Source organism: Allobosea sp. GW823-FHT02B03 (assembly GCF_058797755.1).
On sequence record NZ_JBXAJY010000002.1, the window covers coordinates 91,617 to 114,799 of the forward strand.

General features: G+C 66.8%; 24 protein-coding genes. 10 read left to right on the top strand and 14 right to left on the bottom strand.

Translation table 11 applies throughout. From position 1 onward, the window contains the following. Positions 1-13: 13 nt before the first annotated feature. Positions 14-1,003 carry a hypothetical protein gene (locus AC1REK_RS05230; RefSeq protein ID WP_492270433.1) on the bottom strand — a complete coding sequence of 330 codons (990 nt, stop codon included), beginning with the start codon at positions 1,001-1,003 and terminating at the stop codon, positions 14-16. A 51-nt stretch (positions 1,004-1,054) separates the two neighbouring features. On the opposite strand from AC1REK_RS05230, the gene radC reads away from it, so the two are divergent. The 5 genes from radC to AC1REK_RS05255 all read left to right on the top strand — a co-directional run bounded on the left by radC (position 1,055) and on the right by AC1REK_RS05255 (position 6,541). Then, positions 1,055-1,765 carry a RadC family protein gene (gene radC, locus AC1REK_RS05235; protein WP_492270432.1) on the top strand — a complete coding sequence of 237 codons (711 nt, stop codon included), beginning with the start codon at positions 1,055-1,057 and terminating at the stop codon, positions 1,763-1,765. 262 nt (positions 1,766-2,027) lie between these two features. After that, the gene (locus AC1REK_RS05240) at positions 2,028-3,083 is read left to right on the top strand and encodes a GNAT family N-acetyltransferase (protein WP_492270431.1); all 1,056 of its coding nucleotides are present in this window, start codon (positions 2,028-2,030) and stop codon (positions 3,081-3,083) included. Between the two features lie 172 nt (positions 3,084-3,255). Continuing rightward, the gene (locus AC1REK_RS05245; protein WP_492270430.1) at positions 3,256-4,671 is read left to right on the top strand and encodes a circularly permuted type 2 ATP-grasp protein; all 1,416 of its coding nucleotides are present in this window, start codon (positions 3,256-3,258) and stop codon (positions 4,669-4,671) included. Positions 4,672-4,723: 52 nt separating this feature from the next. Continuing rightward, on the top strand, positions 4,724-5,665 hold the full coding sequence (locus tag AC1REK_RS05250; RefSeq protein WP_316017015.1) for an alpha-E domain-containing protein: 942 nt from the start codon (positions 4,724-4,726) through the stop codon (positions 5,663-5,665). A 42-nt stretch (positions 5,666-5,707) separates the two neighbouring features. Continuing rightward, the gene (locus AC1REK_RS05255) at positions 5,708-6,541 is read left to right on the top strand and encodes a transglutaminase family protein (protein WP_492270429.1); all 834 of its coding nucleotides are present in this window, start codon (positions 5,708-5,710) and stop codon (positions 6,539-6,541) included. 141 nt (positions 6,542-6,682) lie between these two features. Here AC1REK_RS05255 and AC1REK_RS05260 read toward each other — a convergent pair whose 3' ends face one another. Together AC1REK_RS05260 and AC1REK_RS05265 are read right to left on the bottom strand one after the other, a co-directional pair. Further along, positions 6,683-8,635 carry a prolipoprotein diacylglyceryl transferase family protein gene (locus AC1REK_RS05260; protein ID WP_492270428.1) on the bottom strand — a complete coding sequence of 651 codons (1,953 nt, stop codon included), beginning with the start codon at positions 8,633-8,635 and terminating at the stop codon, positions 6,683-6,685. Then, positions 8,632-9,216, bottom strand: a complete 585-nt coding sequence (locus AC1REK_RS05265; RefSeq protein WP_492270427.1) for a hypothetical protein — start codon at positions 9,214-9,216, stop codon at positions 8,632-8,634. The genes AC1REK_RS05260 and AC1REK_RS05265 overlap by 4 nt, the downstream gene beginning before the upstream one ends. Positions 9,217-9,577: 361 nt before the next feature. Between AC1REK_RS05265 and AC1REK_RS05270 the strand changes: the two genes are divergently transcribed. Next, the gene (locus tag AC1REK_RS05270) at positions 9,578-10,327 is read left to right on the top strand and encodes a proteasome-type protease (protein ID WP_492270426.1); all 750 of its coding nucleotides are present in this window, start codon (positions 9,578-9,580) and stop codon (positions 10,325-10,327) included. Between the two features lie 301 nt (positions 10,328-10,628). Beyond that, positions 10,629-12,797, top strand: a complete 2,169-nt coding sequence (locus tag AC1REK_RS05275) for a putative bifunctional diguanylate cyclase/phosphodiesterase (RefSeq protein ID WP_327524757.1) — start codon at positions 10,629-10,631, stop codon at positions 12,795-12,797. Positions 12,798-12,815: 18 nt separating this feature from the next. Here AC1REK_RS05275 and AC1REK_RS05280 read toward each other — a convergent pair whose 3' ends face one another. Then, entirely contained in the window at positions 12,816-13,412 is a 597-nt protein-coding gene (locus AC1REK_RS05280; RefSeq protein ID WP_316017019.1) for an exopolysaccharide biosynthesis protein, read from the bottom strand. An 81-nt stretch (positions 13,413-13,493) separates the two neighbouring features. After that, entirely contained in the window at positions 13,494-13,763 is a 270-nt protein-coding gene (locus tag AC1REK_RS05285) for an usg protein (protein ID WP_492270425.1), read from the bottom strand. Positions 13,764-13,962: 199 nt separating this feature from the next. Here AC1REK_RS05285 and bcsS point away from each other — a divergent pair, with 199 nt between their 5' ends. After that, positions 13,963-14,655, top strand: coding sequence for a cellulose biosynthesis protein BcsS (gene bcsS / locus AC1REK_RS05290; RefSeq protein ID WP_492270424.1), 693 nt, complete (start codon positions 13,963-13,965; stop codon positions 14,653-14,655). A 51-nt stretch (positions 14,656-14,706) separates the two neighbouring features. Here bcsS and AC1REK_RS05295 read toward each other — a convergent pair whose 3' ends face one another. From AC1REK_RS05295 to AC1REK_RS05320, 6 genes are read right to left on the bottom strand one after another with little or no spacing between them, the layout of a single operon-like run. Beyond that, complete coding sequence (locus tag AC1REK_RS05295) at positions 14,707-15,096, bottom strand: type II toxin-antitoxin system VapC family toxin (protein WP_492270423.1); 390 nt, start codon at positions 15,094-15,096, stop codon at positions 14,707-14,709. After that, a complete protein-coding gene (locus tag AC1REK_RS05300) occupies positions 15,093-15,350 on the bottom strand; it encodes a type II toxin-antitoxin system Phd/YefM family antitoxin (protein ID WP_327524753.1) in 258 nt (85 codons plus the stop codon). The genes AC1REK_RS05295 and AC1REK_RS05300 overlap by 4 nt, the downstream gene beginning before the upstream one ends. 48 nt (positions 15,351-15,398) lie before the next feature. Next, positions 15,399-17,009 carry an NTP transferase domain-containing protein gene (locus tag AC1REK_RS05305; protein ID WP_492270422.1) on the bottom strand — a complete coding sequence of 537 codons (1,611 nt, stop codon included), beginning with the start codon at positions 17,007-17,009 and terminating at the stop codon, positions 15,399-15,401. Between the two features lie 22 nt (positions 17,010-17,031). After that, the gene (locus tag AC1REK_RS05310) at positions 17,032-17,724 is read right to left on the bottom strand and encodes an XdhC family protein (protein WP_327524751.1); all 693 of its coding nucleotides are present in this window, start codon (positions 17,722-17,724) and stop codon (positions 17,032-17,034) included. A gap of 3 nt (positions 17,725-17,727) precedes the next feature. Beyond that, positions 17,728-18,360, bottom strand: coding sequence for a LysE family translocator (locus tag AC1REK_RS05315; RefSeq protein ID WP_316017024.1), 633 nt, complete (start codon positions 18,358-18,360; stop codon positions 17,728-17,730). After that, positions 18,360-18,698: an XdhC family protein gene (locus tag AC1REK_RS05320; protein ID WP_492270421.1), complete on the bottom strand. Its 339-nt coding sequence runs from the start codon at positions 18,696-18,698 to the stop codon at positions 18,360-18,362. Before AC1REK_RS05320 ends, AC1REK_RS05315 begins: the two co-directional genes overlap by 1 nt. On the opposite strand from AC1REK_RS05320, the gene AC1REK_RS05325 reads away from it, so the two are divergent. After that, the gene (locus tag AC1REK_RS05325; RefSeq protein WP_492270420.1) at positions 18,682-19,572 is read left to right on the top strand and encodes an esterase/lipase family protein; all 891 of its coding nucleotides are present in this window, start codon (positions 18,682-18,684) and stop codon (positions 19,570-19,572) included. The two genes, AC1REK_RS05320 and AC1REK_RS05325, sit on opposite strands and share 17 nt — an antisense overlap. Here AC1REK_RS05325 and AC1REK_RS05330 read toward each other — a convergent pair. The 3 genes from AC1REK_RS05330 to AC1REK_RS05340 all read right to left on the bottom strand — a co-directional run bounded on the left by AC1REK_RS05330 (position 19,569) and on the right by AC1REK_RS05340 (position 22,368). After that, on the bottom strand, positions 19,569-20,771 hold the full coding sequence (locus tag AC1REK_RS05330; protein WP_492270419.1) for a vWA domain-containing protein: 1,203 nt from the start codon (positions 20,769-20,771) through the stop codon (positions 19,569-19,571). The genes AC1REK_RS05325 and AC1REK_RS05330 overlap by 4 nt on opposite strands. 203 nt (positions 20,772-20,974) lie before the next feature. Further along, positions 20,975-21,349 (bottom strand): nuclear transport factor 2 family protein, encoded by a 375-nt coding sequence (locus tag AC1REK_RS05335; RefSeq protein WP_492270418.1) that lies wholly within the window; start codon positions 21,347-21,349, stop codon positions 20,975-20,977. Positions 21,350-21,453: 104 nt separating this feature from the next. Then, the gene (locus AC1REK_RS05340; protein ID WP_492270417.1) at positions 21,454-22,368 is read right to left on the bottom strand and encodes an AAA family ATPase; all 915 of its coding nucleotides are present in this window, start codon (positions 22,366-22,368) and stop codon (positions 21,454-21,456) included. 125 nt (positions 22,369-22,493) lie between these two features. Here AC1REK_RS05340 and AC1REK_RS05345 point away from each other — a divergent pair, with 125 nt between their 5' ends. Then, a complete protein-coding gene (locus tag AC1REK_RS05345) occupies positions 22,494-23,096 on the top strand; it encodes a trimeric intracellular cation channel family protein (protein ID WP_492270501.1) in 603 nt (200 codons plus the stop codon). The last annotated feature ends 87 nt before the right edge of the window (positions 23,097-23,183 follow it).

Below are 23,183 nucleotides of genomic sequence, written 5' to 3' on the forward strand. Positions count from 1 at the left end.
GCCGGACGCTCGGCTACAGCCCCAGCGTCGTCTCGAAGGTGCGCGCGAACCGTTTCGTCGCGACCTCGCGCGCATGCAGCTCGTCATACCATTCGTCGGGTTTCACCGCCTTGCGCAGGTCGACATAGACGATGGCGCCGTTCGAGCTGTTGGCGAACTGCTTCAGCCGGACGTTGAATGCGTCGAGCATGACCTTGACGATCGCCCGGCAGAGATCGGCCTTGTGGACGGGATCGAGTCCCAGAAACTCGCCCATGGTCTTGCCGAGCCAGGTGCCGTTGGGCTGCGGCAGAACGCAGGCATAGCCATGGACCACAAGCTTGGTCGCGGGCGAGGTCCGTTTCACGATCGTGGCGATCTTGCGGTAGAGCGCCATGACGCGGTCGAGCGCGTCGACGAAGGCGTCCTTGACGTACCAGGCCGCATCGCCCGGCGCGGGATGGCCGACATCGTATTGCCGGACGAAGTCCTGGATGCGGCCGCCGCCGACGATGTCGTTGCCGCCGCCCGAGAACAGGAAATGCTTGAAGGCCTTCGTCTTCAGCGGCTCGACGAACTGGGCTGACGCGACCATGTCCTCGAGCGTGTCGCCCCATTGTGCGAGCGTGACGATCTTGTGCCTTTCGCCGAGGAAGTCGACCAGGGTGCGTGGATAGACCAGCGGCAGGTCGAACCATGAATCGCCCTCGGCCAGGATGGTCGCGCCGGCCGCGGCGGCTGCCACCGCGCCCTTCGGCGTGGTCGCCTTGTGCGCGAAGGCGCCGGCGGCCGCGGCCCGCAAGGGGTCGAGAATGTCGATATCGCGCGCCAGCGCGGTCGCTATGGCATTGGCGGATTGCGCGAGGCCGACGGTGTCGACGGTCCGGCTGTTCAGCTTGAGCCCCGGCAGGAAAGGCGAGCCCGCCGCAGGGTCGATGACGAAATAGCGCTTGGCCTCCTCGCGAGAGAGCTCGCCATTCTGGACCTGCGCAACGAGACGCGACAGCAGAAGCTTCCTTGCCATTGCCCGCCCTCTGGTATTGCTTTGGCAAAAGCCAACCAGACGTTGCGTCACGTGTCAAAAAAACTGCAAGACAATAAAATCGACAATCAGGAGCCGCACCATCTCGGCCATCGTGAGCGGCTGCGCCAGCGCTTCCTCGAAGGCGGCGACAGCGCCCTGCCCGACTACGAGTTGCTCGAATTGCTGCTCTTCCGCTCGATCCCGCAGCGCGACGTCAAACCTCTGGCCAAGCAACTGATCCAGCATTTCGGCTCCTTCGCCGAGGTGATCGGCGCGCCGGTCTCGCGGCTGACCGAGGTCAAGGGCATCGGCGAGAGCGTCGCGCTCGATCTCAAGATCGTCGAGGCCGCGCTGAAGCGGGCGATGAAGGGACAGGTCGCGAAGAAGCCGGTGCTGTCCTCCTGGTCTGCGGTGATCGACTATTGCCGGCTCGCCATGGCCTTCGCCGAGCGCGAGCAGTTCCGCATCCTCTTCCTCGACAAGAAGAACGCTCTGATCGCCGACGAGGTGCAGCAGACCGGCACCGTCGACCATACCCCGGTCTACCCGCGAGAGGTGATGCGCCGGGCGTTGGAACTCTCGGCTACGGCCTTGATTTTAGTCCATAATCATCCATCCGGCGACCCGACACCGTCCGGCGCCGACATGCGCATGACCCGGGAGCTGGTCGACATCGCCAAGCCGCTCGGCATCGCCATCCACGATCACATCATCGTCGGCCGCGACGGCCATGCCAGCTTCAAGGGGCTCGGGCTGATCTGAGCACGGCCAGCGGCGACCAGAAGCGGCATTCCCCCTGACAAGCCCCTCGGCGCAATCCACCTGCAATCCCGCAGCATGAACTACCGATCCGCAGGCGATCTGCCGCGGCGAAACGAACCAGAACGCGAGGTACCAAGATGGCGAAAGACACCGTGCCGTGCACCGGCGGGCAGAAGCCGGACTTCTACGGAACGCAATCCGCGTTCGATGTCTTCACCAATGGCGCAGGCGCGAGGCGCTGCGGCCAAAGGATCGCATATTCATGTTCGAGATCGAGCAAGAGACCTATTCGGTCGCTCAAACTATTCTAGGTGAACTGGCCACCACCCACGTCGCCATCGCGTCCGTGCTGGACGGAACGATCGACGGGAAGGTGTGGCTGGATCGACAGACGCAGCCCGAAGTCGCGCTCGTCGCCAATGGCGACACATATTTCCTGGCGGGCGATGCGGACTGCTCCGCGCAAACCCTGGCGGGCCTTCGGCAGATCATCCCTGACTGGGCTTATCTCTTCGTCGAGGCGCCCTGGCTTCCGCATCTCGGCCGGGTGTGGAGCAGCGCGTTCGCGATCCGGCACCCGCGTGTCCGCATGGGGCTTGCCCTGAATGCACCGGTGAAGCCGTTCCTGCCGCCCGCGGGATTCGAGCTCGTGCCGATCGATCGCACCTTGTTCGACCGAAGACCCGGCAATCTGGAAGGGCTGGAAGACGAGGTCGAAGGCTGGCGATCTCCCGACGCCTTCTTCGAGGCCGCGGTCGGCTATTGCGCGCTCCACGATGGACGCATCGTCAGCCACGGCCTGACGGACAGCGTCAGCGGCACACGCTGCGAGGTCGGGGTCGGCACCCTGCCGGAATTCCGCAGGCTGGGCCTCGGACGCGTGGTGACCTCGGCAACGCTCGCAGAATGCGTCAGACGCGGCCTGCATGCCGTCGAATGGCACAGCCACACCTCGAACCGGGGGTCCCTGGCGGTCGCTGCCGCGGTCGGCCTGGTCGAGCTGGACCGTCATGTCGCTCACAGCTGCAGCCTGCCTGCGGAAAACCCGGGCGATCTCGACACAGGGTACTGCCTGGAGCTGGCACGCCATTTCGAGAAGGCGGGCGAGGCCATCAACTGGTGCCGCTTCCATGCCGCGGGAGCCTGGGCGCTCGCCGGCGAGGACGAACAGGCGCTCGAGAGCGCACGCCTTCTGATCGAGAGCGGCTGGGAAGGCGAGGCCGAATGGCTGGAGGAGTTCTGGGCGCTTCGGACGCTCAGCGGCGATCCGGCGTTCCAAGCCCTGCTTTCGCGCCAACGCGCGCTGCGCGAACTCTGACTAGCCACTGAAATGGCCCGGCCGCATCGAGGATGCGGCCGGGCCATCGAGGGTCCGCCTCCCGGACCCTGCCCAAGAAACAGGCAAGCCTCGCCAAAGTGCTTGGCAACAGGCCCCTTTCCGAACGGCTTCGAATGCGCATAGGCTACCTGAAACAGGGGAAGAAGCCTGCATGCCGGCGTTCGATGAGATGACGGGGGGTGATGGCGGATTGCGTTCGGCCTATGTCGAGCTCGACCGCTGGTTGAAGGAAGCGCCGCCGGAAGTGCTGGCCCTGCGCCGCTCGCAGGCCGAGCTGTTCTTCCGGCGCATCGGCATCACCTTTGCCGTCTACGGCGACGACGAATCGACCGAGCGGCTGATCCCCTTCGACATCATCCCGCGCGTTCTGACCAAGCCGGAATGGACCAAGCTGGAAAAGGGGCTGCGCCAGCGCGTCACCGCGCTCAACATGTTCCTCGCCGATGTCTATGGCCCGAAGGAATGTCTGAAGGCCGGCATCATCCCGGCCGACCTCGTCTATCGCAATGCCTGCTATCAGCTGCAGATGGTCGATTTCCAGGTGCCGCACGGCATCTACTGCCATATCGCCGGCATCGACATCGTCCGCGTCGACGCCGACACCTTCTACGTGCTGGAGGACAATGCCCGCACCCCGTCCGGCGTCTCCTACATGATGGAGAACCGCGAGGTGATGCTGCGGCTCTTCCCGGAGCTGTTCGCGACCCACCGCGTCGCGCCGGTCGACAACTATCCGGACCAGCTGCTGGCGACGCTGCGCTCCGTCGCGCCGCGCACCGCCTCCTCCGACCCGACGATCTGCCTGCTAACGCCGGGCCAGTACAATTCGGCCTTCTACGAGCACTCGTTTTTGGCCGACAAGCTCGGCGTCGAGCTGGTCGAGGGCTCGGACCTCTTGGTCAAGGACGACGTCGTCTACATGCGCACGACGCAAGGACCGAAGCGCGTCGACGTGATCTACCGGCGCATCGACGATGATTTCATCGACCCCCTGGTCTTCCGCGGCGATTCCGTGCTCGGCGTGCCCGGCATCATCGGCGCCTACAAGGCCGGCAATGTCACGCTGGCCAATGCGGTCGGCACCGGCGTCGCCGACGACAAGGCGGTCTACAGCTACATGCCGGAGATCGTGAAGTTCTTCACCGGCGAGGAGCCGATCCTGAAGAACGTCCCGACCCATCGCTGCCGCGAGCCCGAGGCCAACGCCTATGTGCTCGACAATCTCGAAAAGCTGGTGGTCAAGGAGGTCAACGGCTCGGGCGGCTATGGCATGCTGGTCGGCCCCCATGCCAGCAAGGCCCAGATCGAGACCTTCCGGCAGAAGCTCAAGCTCCAGCCCGAGGGCTTCATCGCCCAGCCGACGCTGGCGCTCTCGACCTGCCCGACCTTCGTCGCGTCGGGCGTCGCGCCCCGCCATGTCGACCTCAGGCCCTACGTGCTCTCGGGCGCCAACGGCATCTCGTGCGTCCCCGGCGGGCTCACCCGCGTCGCGCTGCAGGAGGGCTCGCTGGTGGTCAATTCGAGCCAGGGCGGCGGCACCAAGGACACCTGGGTGCTCGACGCATGAGGCAGCCTGCTTTCACCTGTCCCCGCCTCTCCCCGGAATCCCGGACCTGACCATGCTTTCGCGCACCGCCGACAGCCTCTACTGGGTCTCGCGCTATGTCGAACGGGCCGAGTACCTCGCCCGTATCCTCGACGCCACGACCCGGCTGACCAACCTGCCTTCCGCCTATGGCGGCGCCGGCACCGAATGGCAGAGCGCGGTCGCGACCGCCGGCTGCGAGGATGCTTTCGCCCTCGCCTATGACGAGGCGAACGAGCGCAATGTCTGCGAGTTCCTCACCTTCAACCCGGACAATCCGTCCTCGATCCGCAACTGCTTCGCGCTCGCCCGTTCGAACGCCCGGGCGGTCCGCACCGCCCTGACGTCGGAGATGTGGGACGCGCTCAACAGCGCCTGGCTGGAACTGCAGCGCTTCGAGCGCAAGCGCATGGACCGGGAGGAGTTCGCCCGCTTCCTCGACTGGGTGAAGAACGTCTCGCTCGTCTTCGACGGCTCGGCCTACCGGACGATGCTGCGCGACGACGGCTACTGGTTCTCGCGGCTCGGCGTGCATGTCGAGCGGGCCGACAACACCGCCCGTATCCTCGACGTGAAGTATCATCTGCTGCTGCCCGAGACCGAGCAGGTCGGCGGCTCGCTCGACTACTTCCAGTGGACGACGATGCTGCGCGAGGTCTCGGCGCTGACCGCTTATCACTGGGTCTACCGCGAGGCGGTGAAGCCGGTGCTGATCGCCGACCTGCTGATCCTCAACAAGCGCATGCCGCGCTCGCTGGCGAGCTGCTACGAGAGCATCTCGCGCTTCCTCGACTCGCTCGGCGATGCCTATGACCGGCATGGTCCGGCCCAGCGCCAGGCCCGCAAGACCCTGGCCAGCCTGTCGAACATGCGGATAGACGCGGTGATCCAGCGCGGGCTGCACGAATTCATCGAGGACTTCATCACCGAGAACAACCGCCTTGGTGCGATCATCGTCGACCAGTATCTGCAATAGGCTTTCCGCCACCGACGGAACCGAGGACCTCCAGCAGCCGCCATGCGTATCCGGATCTCGCACAGCATCGCCTATGCCTATGCCGAGCCGGTGCGCCAGCTCCGGCAGGTGCTGCGGCTGACGCCCCGCGACCATGACGGCCAGCATGTCATGTCCTGGCGGATCGAGCCGAACATCGACGGCCGGCTGCGCTCCAGCCAGGATCCGTTCGGCAATCTCGTCCACGACTTCTCGGCCGACGGGCCGATCGAGAATTATGCGATCGAAATCAAAGGCATGGTCGAAACCGTTGATCTCGCGGGCGTGATCCGCGGCGTCACCGAGAAGGTGCCGCCGGCGGTGTTCATGCGCGACACCAGGCTGACCGAACCGAGCGCCGCGCTGCGCAATCTAGCTGCCGAAGCCGAGGTCAGGGCCAGGGGCGGCAGCGACCTCTCGCGCCTGCACGCACTGTTGGAGACGGTGCACGAGACGATCGCCTGCGTGCCGACCGGCGAGCGCGTCGGCATCGGCGCCAGCGCCTGCCTCGAAGCGGGCGAAGGCATCCCGCAGGACGTCGCGCACGTCTTCATGACCTGCGCCCGCTCGCTCGGCGCGCCCGCCCGCTATGTCTCCGGCTATGTCGCGGAATCGGAAACGCTGCCCCATGCCGGCGGAGCCCATGCCTGGGCCGAGGCCTATCTGCCCGATTATGGCTGGATCGGCTTCGACTGTGCCAACGGGCTCTGCCCGATCGACACCCATATCCGCGTCGCTGCCGGGCTCGACTATGCCGATGCAGCGCCCGTGCGCGGCGCCCGCACCGGCGGCAATGGCGAGAGCCTGCTGGTCGAGGTCCGCGCCCAGGCGGCGAAACCGCGCCTGCAGGGGCAGTAACTCGCGGCGATCGCAAGATGCCACGAGGTAGATTTATTGCGGGTTCAATACCTACCCCAGCCGTTTATGCCGAATGGCTCCAGCATAAACTTAGGGAGCCGAAACTCGAGGCTGCTCGACGTCCGGCTCCTGCCTGTCCGACTAATCGACCAGCCTCTCGCAAACCGTAAGCTTCGAGAATGGCAGAGCCGATCTCGGCAAGTCGACACTCATGGCAATGGCTGCCACCGTTCCGGCGACAGCGGCTACCCCTAGGGCAGCGAGCGAGACACCGGCCGGTGCCGGAAGCGGGACGCTCGGCAGCGCGATGACGACCATCCCTAGCGGCAGGCCGCTGACCGCCATCCATTGGTAGACGTTGAGGCTCCCCAAGCTCGGTGTTTGGGGCTCGCCCCGGAACTCTTCTTCCACAAAGCGTGCGAGCGAGCTGAGCGTCAGATAGACGCTGACGATAAGCGCTGCCGGAGCCTGGACGGACCAGAGACGAAGCAGGATTGCGAAGATGATTGCGTTTGCGAGCGCCGAATAGAGGGGTGTCGGGTGGATGGCGACGCAAGCCAGCCTGGCGAGCCGGGTTGCGCGGGATTGCGGGTTGACGACGCGGATGCCCGCACCTCCATTCACCGGCCGGCCGTGGCAGCAGCCCTGGACGAGGCACCTTGCCCGGCCGATGCCTTGCGCGAGCGGCGCTCCGACGGCGAACGCCGCGGCAAGGGTCCCGCCCCTTGCCGGGTCGATTAGCCAGAGCACGCAAAGGCATCCACCAGCCCCCAACAGGAAACCGAAATAGCCGAACGGACGCGATAGCCTCGTCCCACCCTCCAGCCAGTATCCCCAAGCGCCGGCAGCGAGGAGGCCGACGAGGAAGACCGCCAAAGCACGCAGTGCTTCGCCCGGCCCGGCGAGAAGAACGACCGTGAGGACAGCTGCGAACGCCGCAAGCCAGCTCCAGACGGCGTGGCTCAAGACACGTACCGGACCGATCTCGACAGCTGTCAGCGAGTTCGACAGGTGCTCGCTCGTGCGCACCAAACCTGCCCAGATCTCAGCATGTCTCCAGGCGGCCGCTGCCAGAACGTATCCGCCGACGACATCCACCAGGGCATGTGCCCCGGTAGCAAGGCACGAGATGGCCACCGCGAGCGTAACCACAGCCCAAATGGGCCGCCATTTCGGCCAGCGATGCGCCAGACAGGCGGTGGAAAGAGCAGTCCATGCGACATGGAACGACGGGAAGGCGAGCCATGGCGCATCGATGGTCTGGTTCAGGTCCATCAACCAGCCGGTAACGCCCTCATACGAATTCGCCGGGAACGCATGCAAGCCCGGCAACAGGAGCATTATGGCGAAGCCAGCAACATTGATTATCCAGGCCGACGCGAAGAAACGCCTCAGCTCGGCACCGGTTGCAAGAACCAGGGGGCCAGCCAAAGCGTAGAGATAGGCGAACGAATAGACCCACACGGCCACGGCGGGTCGAGGCAGATGGCCATCGATGAGCGTGTCCAGCGAGGCTGCCCCGGATGGTGCCGGCATCGTTGCAAAGAGCGTATAGGTGAAGGACCACGCGCCCAGTGTTGTAACGCATATCCATAAGCGTTTGGCCAGGGTGACCCGCTCGTCCCCCTCAGCCGGCAAACCGAGCACCGCCGGGCGGGGACGCTCACCAAATCGCGCTCGAAGCGCCGGCCCCTCCCATCCGGCGACGAGCGCGGCCGCGGCCAGGCCGGCGAGCGGTGCAGCGAACCAGAAGCCCGCGCGCGATTCCGCAAGGACAGCCACGCCGAGCACACACAGAACGAACCCCACATAGATCGGGTGTGTCATCCAGCGATAGACCGCACCTGTCACGAGTCTCTTCGTCGGATAGGCGTTCATGGGGAGACCTTCGCCATGCCGCACGAGCATGATCATTGCCGAGACCATGAGGGCGGCCCCAGGGAGGCACAGGCAAATCCAAACCCAACGCGGAAACGGGATAGGCCACGTTACGAAGCCCAACGCGTCGAGCCTGGCAGCAAAGAGCGCCAGGGCGGCGGGCCACGCAATTGTAAACAACGCCCCATAAAGGATCTTGCCGAGGACTGGGTTCATCGCGACCAGCAGACCTCCTCGAACAGCACCTGCCCTTCCTCCGGAACACGGCCTTTCCGGCATAGCAGGCCCCGTCCCGCATATTTCCGTTCATGACCGGACAGGAAGGCATGCGGCATGATGCGACTGGGCCATGGCATATTGCGGAGCAAGCCATCGCCGAGCGCGCATTCGACGAAAGGCCGGGCAATCTCCATCACCAATTCCACGTCATCGGCAACGACGCGCTCGAACGAGGCTTCAAAAAGACGAGCTGGACGGCCGTCCAGCAGCGAGGCCGACACGGGGTCCGTACCCACCCACTTGACCCAGGCCAACGACGACGAGTAGCCACAGAAGCGGCCCCATCGCAGGGTTTCGATCCCCAGGCGCCACGGGGCAACCCGCAGAACGAGCCGCTCGGCATACCCGATCTGTCCAGGAGGGATTCCGGCCCCGGTCACCCTGCCCGCGGGGACGACGACATCCCAGGTCACAGCACCACGACCGATCGCGCCCAGAGTCATGGCACGAGACGCTGCGGCCTCCCAGACGACCACCCCATCGTCCACCGGCCACCTCAATGTGCCGTCGACCAACATCGGAAGAGGCTCTCTCCCGGAGCGAAAACGTCCGCGCGCTGGTCGATCAGGCGCATACCCTCCATCAAACGACACGGCAAAGGGACCGAGAGCGAGCGATGCACTGTACAAGACGTGGGGGCCCTCCGGGCCTATCCAGTCGCCATACCACTTCTCCAGCAGCAATGTCCGCTCCGCCCACCCGAGATGGGTCCAATCTATGTGATTCGTATCCGGAGCGATTCTGCCATGGAGCGCGTGCCGGAATAATGCGGCGGCTGTGAGCGATATGGCCCATCATAGTCGCAGCATCGCATTGTCGCTGTCATGACGGCCTGATACCAGCCTCGCACGCCGCGTCGGCGTGCTGCGGAGTTCAGTCGTGACCTATTGCGCCGGCATACTCGTCCAGGACGGTCTCGTGATGATCGCCGACACGCGCACCAATGCCGGGCTCGACGACATCTCGACCTTCCGCAAGCTGCACATCTTCTCCTGGCCGGGCGAACGCACCGTGGCGCTCGCCACCGCCGGCAATCTCTCCCTCACCCAGTCGGTGGTCAGCCTGCTGCACGAGGGCGTGCCCAATCCGGAAACCGGCGAGCCCGAGACCTTGCAGAATGCGCCCTCGATGTTCCGCGCCGCCCAGCTCGTCGGCCGCGCGGTGCGCATCGTGCGCGAGACCGATGGCGAAGCGCTGCGCGAGGCCGGCGTCAAATACGACATGTCGCTGCTGTTCGGCGGCCAGATCGTCGGCCAGCCGATGCGGCTCTTCATGATCTACTCGGCCGGCAACTTCATCGAATGCGGGATGGATGCGCCCTTCCTGCAGATCGGCGAGCACAAATACGGCAAGCCGATCCTCGACCGCGCCGTGACCTTCAAGACCCATCTCTACGATGCGCTGAAAGTCGGGCTGATCTCGATGGACTCGACCATGCGCTCCAATCTCGGCGTCGGCCTGCCGATCGACATGATCGTGCTGCGCCGGGACGCGCAGGGGCCGGAGCTAAACCGCCGGATCGAGGCCGGCGAGCCCTATTTCCACGACCTGCGCGAACGCTGGTCGGCGGCCTTGCGCGCAGCGCATATGGCGATCCCGCGCCCGCCTTACGAACCTTCGGATACCTGAACGCGTCCGACGCTGGCAGGCGGCGGCTGGCCCGCCTGGCAAAAATATTCACAAAACCAGATACATATCTGGCTTTCCTGTAGGTGGCGGAGCCAGGATCCATCCCCGCTGCGGCCTGCACTGCTCAGGCCGCCGCAGCGTGTTTTAGCTGCCGTCGGCACGGAATCTTGTGAATTCGTGCCGCCAATGGAAACCGGATGGCAAGATTCGCCTGACAAAGTGGACCATCTGCGTGCGCCCGGACAGGTGGAGCATTTTGCCGCTTTTTGCTCGATTGCCGAATTCGGAATCGTCTGCACGCATGCTGACGGGCACGGTGGCGACCCTGGCCTGCGCCTTCGCGCTTGCCGCTGCGGCCGCGATCAGCGTCATCCTCGCCATCACGCTCGACGCCAACCACCTCGAGGCCGAAAGGCAGCGTGACCGTATCGAGGCCGCGATCGAGAACCAGGTTCGCCTGCGCCGGCAGCGCCTCGACAATCTGCGTGATGCCGGGCTGCTCCAGCCGATCTTCAACGCAAGCCTGCCACGCCCGGCGCTACAATGGGCCTTCACCCGGCTCGCCAACCGTTTCCTCGATCTCGACGGCGTCTATCTCGTCAGCGCGTCCGGCGAGGTGCTGGCAGGCGTCGAAGGCGGCGTTTCGGCGGGTCAGGCCGGTTATGAAGGCTTGCGTCATTTCTCCCGCGAACTGCCTGGAGCGGCGGCCGTCACCAAGCCACACGAGCCGGCCGCGACCAACGGGCCGCTGCGGGCCTTTCTCAGTCATGACGGCCACGAAACGCTCGGACTGATCGTCGCCGACATCAGGGCCGGCAGCGTCCCGGGCGAGAAGGCATTCGCCCCTGACGGCGCGGCCTACATTGTCGGCTATCGCCGCACCACCCAGCCGCTGATGGACGAGCTGGCCCGCCAGTACCGGATCGCGGGTGTCCGGGTGGTCACCCAGCAGCCACCCGATGCGCTGCTGCGCCGCGACATCGCCTCGCCCGACGGTGCCGTCAGGGCCTGGCTGACCTGGACCCCGGACCGGCCTGGGGACACGATGATGCGGCAGTTCTTCTGGGCCCTGGCCGGAGTCGGACTGCTCTTCATCGGAATCTTCGCCTACGTCTTCTTCCGTCTGCGCCACGCGGGAACCCAGATCACCCTTCGCGAGCAGCAGATCCAGCGCCTGGCCGGGCAGGACGAGCTCTCGAACCTGCCCAACCGCCGCACCTTCGACCTCCGGCTCGACCAGGAACTCGCCCAGCTTGGCCGCACCAAGAGCGCGCTCGCCGTCCTGATGCTCGACCTCGACCGCTTCAAGGCCGTCAACGACACCTATGGCCACAATGCCGGCGACGAGCTGATCCGGCAGGTGGCAAAGCGGCTGACCACGATCCTGCGCCTCGGCGACACCGTCGCCCGCCTCGGCGGCGACGAATTCGGCATCATCCAGACCCATATGAACGAGCCCGGGGCCAGCGCCGTGCTCGGCCAGCGCATCCTCGACGCCCTGACCGCCCCCTTCGAGATCGCCGGCGTCGCCGTCACCATCGGCTGCTCGATCGGCATCGCCCATGCGCCCCAGGACGGCGCCGATCGCGGCACGCTGATGCGCCTCGCCGACACCGCCCTGTATCAGGCCAAGAACGAAGGGCGGAACCGCTACTCCTTCTTCGAGCCGCAGATGAACCGGGCGCTCCAGGTCAAGCGCATGGTCGAGGATGACCTGCGCAACGCGATCAACCGCGACGAACTGCTGCTGCACTACCAGCCGCAGGTCTCGATCGACGGCGCCACCATCGTCGGCGTCGAGGCGCTGGTGCGCTGGCCCCACCCCGAGCACGGCATGATCCCGCCCTCGGAGTTCATCGGCATCGCCGAGGAACGCGGACTGATCATGCCGCTGAGCGAATGGGTGCTGCGCCGCGCCTGCGAGCAGGCGCTGAAATGGCCGGGCATCAAGCTCGCCGTGAACGTCTCGCCGATCCAGTTCCGCCACAAGGACTTCGTGGCAAGCGTGATCCGCATCCTCGACGAGACCGGCTTCGACCCTGCCCGGCTCGAGCTGGAACTGACCGAGGGCGTCGTGGTCGAGGACGCAGACGCTGCCGAGAACGCGATGATGGACCTGCGCGCCCATGGCATCGGCCTGGCGCTCGACGATTTCGGCACCGGCTATTCGAGCCTGATCTATCTGCGGCGCTTCGCCTTCGACAAGATCAAGATCGACCGCTCCTTCCTCGAATACATGGAGACGACCGGCGAATCCGCGATCCTCGTGCATTCGGTCGTGCATCTCGGCCGTGCGCTGGGCCTGCGCGTCTGCGCCGAGGGGGTCGAGACCACCGAGCAGCACCGCTTCCTGCAGGCCGTCGGCTGCCACGAACTGCAGGGCTTCCTGTTCTCCAAGGGCGTCCCGCCCCGCGAGATCGACAGGCTGCTGGCGCTGGATTTGCCCTTCGAGAAGCAGCTCGCCGCCTGAGCGGGAGCCGAAGCGCTTTCAGAACAGGCTGGCGATCGAAGCCACCAGCGCATAGGCGAAGCCGGCCGAGAGCGCGAGGCCGATCGCCCCGACCACCGCCCCGCCGACGATCAGCACCCCGTCGCGCTCGACCAGTCCGAGTCCGACCAGGCAGACCGCGAGGCCGAGCGGAATCTGGCCGATGAAGGGCGCCGCGACCACGAGCCCGAGCGCCAGGATCAGCAGCAGTACGCCGAGCAACGCCAGCGCCACCGGCCCTCCCAGCATCATCAGGCGCGGCCGCGAGAAGCGCTCGAGCCGGATCAGCGGCGGCAGGGCGCGCCCGACCGCCCGCGCAAGATCGGCCTGGGCGATGCTGCGCCGGAGCAGGCGCTGCGGCAGCCATGGCGTGGTGCGGCCCATCAGCATCTGCATCGCGATGAAGGCCAGGACCAGGCCGCAGACGAGCGGGATCGGCGGCGGCATCGGCAGGCAGTTCGGCAGGCCGAGCAGGACGACGAGCAGTGCATAAGCCCGGTCCCGCAGTGCCGCGACGATGTCGCCGACAGCGATGCGCGGGCCGGGAAGGCTGGCGAGCGCGTGCAGCAGGCCGGAAGTGCGCAGTGGAGAGGACAAGCTTTGTCGCCGGGCGAAGGGCTGGTCCTGCGGCCTAGCATGGCGGGCGCCGGCCCAACAACCCCGCGGCGGCGCACGGCTTCAATGCAGGGTCAGCACGCCGTTGACGCTGACGATCTCGGCCGGCCGGATCAGGCGCGAATGCGCCACGGTCACCGAATGCAGCGGCCCCTCCAGCTCCCGCCGCCAGAAATCCAGGAAGGCCCGCAGCTCGGGAAAGCGCGGCGCCAGATCGTATTCCTGCCAGATGTAACTTTGCAGGAAAGCCGGATGGTCCGGCAGGCGGTAGAGGATGTTCGCGGTGGTCAGGCCGTAGCCGGCGAGCTGGCGGATGAAATCTTTGGATGCCATGACACGATGCACTCCTCTGCGAAAAGAAGGCTGGCCGATGTCATCAGGCTGCGCCGCCATAGTTAACAAAAACTTGCAAGAATTTCATCTGCTGCCAGACTTCCTCTCCGTAGCGTGATCGGCCGTTTTCAAGAGCCGAGGGGGCGTAGGCGTGGCGTGGGGCGTCGCCGAGGGGGCGAGGAGGCTTGCAGGGTCCGTCATGGCCGTGACGGCAGCCCTCGGCTCCGCACCGGCTGCAGCCGACAGCGCCCTGCATGAGCGCAGCCCGCTCTCCATGGTGATCTTCGCCTCGCTGGAGACCGACCGCAGCAAGAGCCACGGCGCCGTTGGCTTCAAGCGCGCCTTCGGACAGGGCGGGCTCGACGCCAGCGGTTTCCGGCTCGGCCTGAAATGGGGCGAGAGCATCGAGCCGGCCGAGCACAGCCCGGCCCGCGGGCGCATGGTCAAGACCGAGGCCCACGCCATGCTCGGCTATGAATGGCGCATCGGCGACCTCTTCGTCGCCCTGTCGGCCGGGCCGGAGCTGGAGGCGGTCTTCAGCGAGACGCGGAACCGCACGAGCTTCAGCGAGCGGATCGGCGGCCGGCTGCAATTCGATCTCTGGGCGACACCGCTGGAGAACCTGCTGCTCCAGGCCAATGCCTATGCCGCGACGCTGGATCAGCGCTTCTGGCTCAGGCTCTCGCCGGGCTGGAAGCTCGAACCGGACCTCTATCTCGGCCCCGAGATCGAACTCTACCGCCAGCAGGACTATCACAAGCTGCGATTTGGCCTGCACCTGACCGGATTCAGGCTGTTCGGCCTGAGCTGGCGCATCGCCGCGGGGGCGCAGCAGACCAGCGACCAGCCGAATGCGGCCTACGCTACGCTCGGCGTCCACTGGAAGCGCTGAAGCGCCCGTCTTCCTGCTCGAACAGAGAGCTTCCGCACTGTCGCGCCAGGCTCAGCCGGGCAGCGCCGCGACAACATCCGTGCGCGCGAAATCATCGCCGACGAACAGCAGGGGACAGCCGTGCTGCATGGCGACCGCATAGGCGAAGCAATCGCCGAAATTCAGCTTGGCAGGATGCGAGCCCCTGCCCCAGCGGGCATGGGCTTCGGAGACGCGGCCGGCTTCGGCTGCCGTGACCGGGATCACCGTCGGGTCGATCCCGTCGAGTAGCAGTTTCATCGCCTCTTCCAGACCGCGGCTGCGCGCAACGATCAAGGCCTCCGCCAGCGTGCCCGCAGAGATCACCACATCGGCTTCTTCTTCCAAGACGGCCTTGCACGGTTCGGCCGTGGCCTCGTCCAGCAGGATCGCCATCAGCGCGGAGGTATCGAGCGCGATCACTCCGGCAAGCCGTCTTCGCCGTAGAGGAAATCCTGGCTACGGGCGGCGCCCGGGCCGGGCAAGGCCTTGCCGCGTGCCACGGCCTGTGCTGCCGCGATGCCGGCGCGGCGGGCAGCCCGGTCGAAAGCCGGTTTCACCGGCACCAGCCGAGCTACCGCCTGTCCATGCCGGGTCAGCACGATGTCCTCGCCCGCCTCGGCACGCCGTACGAGTTCGGTCAGTTGGGCCTTGGCTTCGCTTACCGAGATGGTCATCGCGCCCTCTCAATATCGCTTGAAATCTAGTCCAACAAATAGTCCAATTCAAGCGCGCGACGAGGTCAGAGCCTTCAGCGCCTCGGGCGTGTCGACATCGATCGCGATCGCGGGATCATCGAGCGGGACTTCCTCGACGGCATCGCCCGCCGCCTCCAGCAGGCGCCGCGCGCCCTCGTCACCCCAGAGCCCGGCCACCCTGGAAAAGAGCGCCCGCGACAGCAGCACCGGATTGCCGCGATGCCCGAGCAGCGTCGGCACCACCGCGACCGCGTCCGGCCGGTCGGCGAAGGCCTGGGCCAGCCGGTCGATCACGCCGGGCGTGACGTTCGGCATGTCGCCGAGCGAGACGACGACGCCTTCTACCTCCGCCGGCAGGGCCGCAATGCCGGCCTTCAGCGAGCTCGCGAGACCGTCGGCGAAATCGGGATTGCGGACGAAACGGACGTCGAGTCCCTCCAGCGCCGCCCGGATCTCGGCTTCCTGGTGGCCGACCACGACGAGGACCGGCATGGCCCGCGAGGCGATCTGTGCCTTGACGGCGTGGCGCACCAGTGGCTCGCCGCGGACAGGCTGGAGCAGCTTGTTGTCGGCGCCCATGCGGGTCGAGCGGCCGGCGGCGAGCACCAGCCCGGCGACCGGCGCGACCGCGGCATGACCGGGTGCGCGCGGCTGCGGCCGCGAGATGATCTCCATCAGGAGTCCGCCGACCCCCATGCCCTGGATATCGGCGCGCCTTACCGGCATGCCGGCGAGGCAGCGCTGCAGCACCCAGTCGAAGCCGTTCTCCTTGGGCGAGCGGGCGCAGCCGGGCGCCCCGATCACCGGCTTGCCGTCGAGTTCGCCGATCAGCATCAGGTTGCCGGGATCGACCGGCATGCCGAGATGCTCGATGCGCCCGCCGGCCTCGACCAGCGCCTGCGGCACCACATCGCGCCGGTCGGTGATCGCCGACGCCCCGAAGACCACGACGAGATCGGCCGGCCCGGCAGCGGCCTCGCGGATGGCCCTGGCGAGCGGCGGGCTCTCATGCGGCACGCGCTGCTCCAGCACGATCTCGCCGCCGGCCGGCTCGAGCCGCTCGGCCATCACCCGCAAGGTCTTGTCGACCACCGAGGGCTTGAGGCCGGGCAGCAGGGTCGAGACGACGGCGACGGACTTCAGCTTGTACTCGGTGACCGCGATCGGCTTGCCGGTGCCGAGCCGCTCCAGGGCCTCGACGATCTGCCGTTCCTGCACGGCATAGGGAATGATCTTCACCGTGCCGACCATCTCGCCGGCGACGACCGCCTTCAGCGCCGGCAGCGTCGCCACCGTGATCGCCTCGTCGATGCCGTTCAGCATGTCGATCAGCGCGGTGTCGATCGTCAGCACGCCGGCGGCGGCCGCGAACAGGTTGACGCGCCCGGTGAACGGCGCCTCGGTCACCACCGCCCGTCCGGCGATCGCCCGCGCCAATTGCTCGGCGGCGGTGTTCTCGTCGATATCGCCGGGCTCGAGCTGGACGGCGACGATCTCGGTCAGCCCGCCCGCCGCCAGCTTTTCCGCGTCCTGCACGCTGATCGTCGCGCCCTTGCGGACGATGGCGTCGCCGGCGCGCACCGTATGGGCCGCGACGCTGCCCGCCGCTTCGGCGATCGGGATGGAACCGAACTTCATGGGCAGGCACTCATAGGGGCAATCATGCAGGCTTGCGGCGCGGGCCGCGCAGGGTAGCGACGATCTCGCCGAGGATCGCGAGCGCGATCTCCGCGGGCGAGACGGCGCCGATGTCGAGCCCGATCGGGGCGTGGATGCGCGCGGTCTGCGCCTCGCCGAAGCCAGCCGCCGCCAGACGCTCCAGGCGCCGGCCATGCGTCTTCCGGCTGCCGAGCGCGCCGATGTAGAAGCAGTCGGACTTCAGCGCCGCGACGAGCCCGGGATCGTCGATCTTAGGATCATGCGTCAGCGCGACGAACGCCGTGTAGGCGTCGAGCGGCTGGCGCTTCAGCACCTCGTCCGGCCATTCCGCCAGCAGCGTCACCTCGGGAAAGCGCTCCTGCGTCGCGAAGGCCGTGCGCGGGTCGATGACGGTGACGTCGAGATCGAGCAGCTTCGCCATCGGCGCCATCGCCTGCGAGATATGCACCGCGCCGGTAACGATCAGGCGCGGCGGCGGCGCCTGCACGGTCAGGAAATAGGCGGCGCCGTCGACCTCGACCGAGCCGCTCTTGCCGGTGCGCAACTGCCTGTCGATCAGCTCGGCCAGCGGGTCCTGCTGCAGCTCGGCAGCCTTGACCAGTCTTTGCGCGCCCGAGCCGGTCTCGGTGACCAGCACCGCGGCGCGCCGCGCCGCGCGCTCCGCGTTGAGCGCCGAAAGCAGCGACAGCTCCATGGCTCAGCCCTTGTCCACGGCGAGCTTGACCCCGAGCCCGATCATCATGCCGCCGCCGAGCCAGCGCCCGATGCCGAAGCCGGCGCGGCTCGCCTTCATCGTCTTCATCACCAGTGAGGCGCCGAACACGGTGACGAGATCGGCCGAGGAGAAGGCGAAATTGACGATCGTGCCGAGGATCAGGAACTGCGCCCAGACCGGCAGCGAAGCCGTGGGATCGACGAACTGCGGCAGCAGCGCGATGAAGAACAGCGCGACCTTGGGGTTCAGGATCTCGACGATGAAGGAATCGACCAGCGCCCGCTTCACCGTCTTCGGCGGCGCCACCGGCTGGTCCGCGGCCGAGCCGAGCCTGGAACGGATCATGCCGATGCCGAGCCAGACCAGATAGAGCGCGCCGGCGATCTTCACCGCAAGGTAGAGCTCGGGCACATGCTTGAACACCGCCGACAGGCCGAAGGCCGCGGCGAAGACGTGGACATAGCAGCCGAGATGGATGCCGAGCATCGCCATCAGCCCGGCCTTGCGGCCATGGGCGATGGTCTGCGCAGCCGTGTAGAGCAGCGCCGGGCCGGGGAAGTAGGCGACCAGCAAGGTCAGCGTCGCGAAGGCGGCGAGGGTTTCCCAGGAGGCCATCAGTTCGTTTCCTTGGCGCGGACCGGCTCGACGAAGACCTTGATGCGCCCGCCGCAGGAGAGGCCGACCTTCCAGGCGGCCTCGTCGGCGACACCGAATTCGAGCGTGCGCGGTGTGCCCTGTGCGATCACCTCGCCGGCTTCCTCGACGACTGCGCCTTCGACGCAGCCGCCCGAGACCGAGCCGAGGAAATTGCCTTCTTCGTCGATGACGAGATGCGAGCCGACCGGACGCGGGGCCGAGCCCCAGGTTTCGATCACGGTGGCGAGCGCGACGCCGCGCCCGGCCTTGGCCCAAGCCTCGGCGGTGGCGAGGATGTCCGTGTCGGTGCTGATCATGCTGTCGACCCCTCCCCGGCGCCCTTATACGCAGCTTGAAACATTGCCCGTATCATACGCGCCGGCGCGCAACGAGACTCAGCTACTTAAGCATACCCGCCGCGGCTTTCGAGCATGCGATGGGCGAAATCACCTTCGTATCCCGGGCCCCGGCTCGCACCTGGCCTTCCCTGCACCGAAGATGGCACATTCCATGGACGGTATCGTTCTTCTGCACGGCATTGCACGACGCTCGGGCTCGCTCGCCAGCCTCGAACGCCATCTCCAGTCGGCGGGCTATGCGACCCTCAATCTCGACTACCCGGCCCGCCAGACCGGCCTGCGGCAGATCGCGGAAGAATTGCAGCAGCCGATCGCAGCGTTCGCGGACGGAATGGATGGCCGGCTGCATTTCGTCACGCATTCCATGGGCGGGCTGGTTGCACGCGCCCTTATCGCGCAGCGCCGCCCGGGACGTCTCGGCCGTGTCGTGATGCTGGCGCCCCCGAATGAAGGCAGCGAGATCGCCGACCTGCTGCGTGGCAACCCGCTCTACCGCGCCTTCTTCGGCCCGGCCGGCGCCGAGCTGGTCACGGCGCGGCCGGACGAACTGCAAGGCTTGCTGGGCGCAATCGACTATCCGCTCGGTGTGATCGCCGGCGACCGCTCGCTCTATCCATTGTCCTCGCTGCTCCTGCCGGGTCCGAATGACGGCCGGGTCTCGGTGGAGCGCACGCAGGTCGCTGGCATGAGCGATCACATCACCGTGCACGCCACTCATCCGCTGATCATGCGCAACCGCGAAGCCATCAGGCAGGTCCTGCATTTCCTGGCGCATGGACGGTTCGAAAGAGCGAACGCCGCCACCGAGGCAACCGAAGCGACTGCTCTCTAACCCGCCTTCTTCAGCCATTGGCGCGGATCGCCGGCCTGCCGCGCATCGGGCGAAAGCGCAGCGCAGAGATCGGCCATCGCCGCGAGATTGTGGATCGGCCGGAAGGAGTCGACATGGGGCAGCATCGCCCTGATGCCGCTCGCCCGGGCCTCGAAGGCGTCATAGCGCAGGAGCGGGTTGAGCCACACCAGCTGGCGGCAGGAGCGCTGCAGGCGGTCCATCTCGAAGCCGAGCTCGTCATCGAGATGGCGCTCCAGCCCGTCGGTGAAGAGCAGGACGACCGCGCCGCCTGAAAGCACGCGGCGCGACCAAGTGCGGTTGAAGGCGTGCAGGGCCGAGGCGATGCGCGTGCCGCCTTCCCAGTCCGGCGCCGCTTTGCCCGCCAGCGCCAGCGCCTCGTCCGGATCACGGGCGCGCAGGCTGCGGGTGACATTGGTCAGGCGCGTACCGAAGACGAAGGAATGCACGCGCCGGCGCTGCTCGGTGATGGCGTGCAGGAAATGCAGGAAGATCCGCGAGTATTCGGCCATCGAGCCGGAGATGTCGACCAGCGCCACCAGCGGCGAATGCACCTCAGCCCGCTCGCGGAAGGCAAGGTCGATCGAGGCGCCGCCCCCGCGCAGCGAGCGACGGAAGGTGCGGCGCGGATCGATCCGCGCGCCGGCATGCGCTGCCTGGAAGCGCCGCGTCGGCACGGCATCGTCGGGCAGGCGCAGTTCCGCGATGAGCTGGCGCGCCCTCGCGATCTCGGCGGCGCTCATCTGGGCGAAGTCGCGCGATTTCAGCGTCTCGCGCTCGGAGACGGTCAGGCGCGCCGACAATTCCGTCAGCTCGACCGGCGGCGGCTCCTCCTCCGCCGGCGGCGGCGCGAAGGCCTCGGCGACGCGCAAGGCTCCCGCCTCGGGCTTCTCCGGCGGCGCATCGACCCGCGGCGTCACCGGCGACATCTGCGCCATCAGTTTCTCGATCAGCCCGCGCCGGCGCCAGAACAGCCTGAAGGCCTGGTCATAGACCGCGCTATCCTCGTGCTTCTTCACGAAGATCGCATGCAGCGCCCAGTAGACATCCTCGCGCCCGCCGAGCGCGCCGTCCGCCAGCGCCTCCACCGCCTCGACCACGGCGCCCGGCCCGACGCGCAGGCCGGCGATCCGCAGGGCGCGGGCGAAATAGGCGATGTTCTCGGGCAGCTTGCCGGTCACTGTTCAGCGTCCCCTGAAGGGCGCGCGGCTTTCCTTCTCCCGGATGGGAGAAGGTGGCGCGGAGCGCCGGATGAGGGACTGCCGTTGCCGCAGAAGGCGTAGCGGCACCCGCCTCGCCCCGACGAGCACCCGCGGTCCCTCACCCCTGCCCCTCTCCCACCCGGGAGAGGGGTTCCCCGCGCCTCTCATTCCGGCGGTGACCTTCACGCCCCCGTCTCGGTCATGAACACCTTCTGCGCCACGACCCATTTGCCGTCGACCTTGAGGAAGGAGAGCAGATCGGTGAAATAGCGCGGCGGCATCTGGCACTTGACCTTGACCAGCGCCATGGACGGCCCGACGAGGTCGATCGCCAGCACATGGTCGCCGCGCTCGAGCCCGGCCTCCTTCGGCGATTTGCGGCCCCGCACCGCCTCGAACCAGTTTTCGCGCGGCACGACCTTCAATTCGCCGTCGAGCGACTGCGTCAGCGCGCTGGTCGGATGGAAGACCGAGGCGAGCTTTTCGACATCGCCCTCATAGAGCCCGTCGAGATAGACCTGCGTCGCCGCCTCGATCGCCTTGATGTCGTCGTTCATCGCTCACTCCGTCATGCTCGGGCTTGTCCCGAGCATCCACGCCTTGCGTCGTGAATGAAGGGAAAGACGTGGATGGCCGGCACGAGGCCGACCATGACGATGCGCTACCCCCGCGCCGCCTGCTTGGCCTGGTCGAGCAGTTCGCCGACCTTCGAGCCCTGCATCGCCTGGATGTCGTCCTGGTACTTCAAGAGCGCGCCCAGCGTATCGGAGACGATCGCGGGGTCGAGCGCCACGGCGTCGAGCTCGACGAGCGCGCTCGCCCAGTCCAGCGTCTCGGCGACGCCCGGCGCCTTGAACAACTCCTCCTTGCGGATCGCCTGCACGAAGGAGACGACCTGCTTCGCCAGCTTGGCCGGCGCGGCAGGCGCCTTCGCCTTCAGGATGGCAAGCTCTCGGGCTGCGTCTGGATAGCCGACCCAGTGATAGAGGCAGCGCCGCTTCAGCGCATCATGGATCTCGCGGGTCCGGTTCGAGGTCAGGACCACGATCGGCGGCTCGGCTGCCTTGACCGTTCCGAGCTCGGGGATCGTCACCTGCGCATCGGCCAGCACTTCCAGAAGGAAGGCCTCGAAGGCCTCGTCGGTGCGGTCGAGCTCGTCGATCAGGAGGATCGGCGCCCCGCCTTCCTGCGGTTCCAGCGCCTGCAATAGCGGACGCTTGACGAGATAACGCTCGGAGAACAGGTCGCTCTCCAGCCGCTCGCGATCGCCCGCGATGCCGCCAGCCTCGGCGAGGCGGATCGCCATCATCTGGCCGGCATAGTTCCACTCGTAGACGGCGGAGGCGAGATCGAGCCCCTCATAGCATTGCAGGCGGATCAGCCGGCGCCCGAGCCCGGCAGCCAGCACCTTGGCGATCTCGGTCTTGCCGGTGCCGGCCTCGCCTTCCAGCAGCAGCGGCCGCTTCATCCTGAGCGCCAGGAACAGCACCGTCGCCAGGGCCCGGTCGGCGACATAGCCCTGCGCCTGCAGCAAAGTCAGGGTTTCGTCGATGGAAGTCGGCAGCGAAGGCTTCATGAGGTCCCGGTCTTGGCAGATGTCGAAGCGGCACCAGTCTCGCAAGGCCGGTTTGACCTGTCACGATCCTTAGTCCCTAAGGGACTTCAAGGATAGCGAGCGGAGATTCCGGCGTGCTCGGCGCAATGTACATCGTCGCGATCATCGTCGAAGCCATGTCGGCTGCATTGGCGGCCGGCCGCCGCAGCATGGACTGGGTCGGTGTCTGCATGCTCGGCAGCATAACCGCCCTCGGTGGCGGCTCGGTGCGCGACATGCTGCTCGGCCACTACCCGCTGAGCTGGGTCAAGAATCCGCACTACCTGCTAATCACGGTGGCCGCGGCCCTCTTCACCATCTTCATCGCCCGCTTCATGTACCGGCTGCGCAAGATCTTCCTGCTGCTCGACGCTGTCGGCCTCGTGCTCTTCACCGTGATCGGCTGCAATGTCGCGCTGGAGATGCAGCAGCCCTTCATCATCGTAATCACCGCCGGGCTGATCACCGGCTGCGTCGGCGGCGTGCTGCGCGACATGCTCTGCGCCGACATTCCCCTGCTCTTCCGCAGCGAGCTCTATGCGACGGTCTCGGTCATCACCGGGCTGATCTATGTCGGCGGCCTCAGGGTCGAGCTGCCGCACGACCTCGTCACCATCCTCGCAATGGCCGTCGGGCTGGTGCTGCGGATCATGGCGCTGCGCTTCAACTGGAGCATGCCGAAATTCGTCTACACGCGCGACCTGCATTGAGCACCTGTTTGGAAACTCAGCCCTCATCCCGAGGAGGCCGCGTAGCGGCCGTCTCGAAGGATGCTCCAGGAGGCTCCGGAGACAACT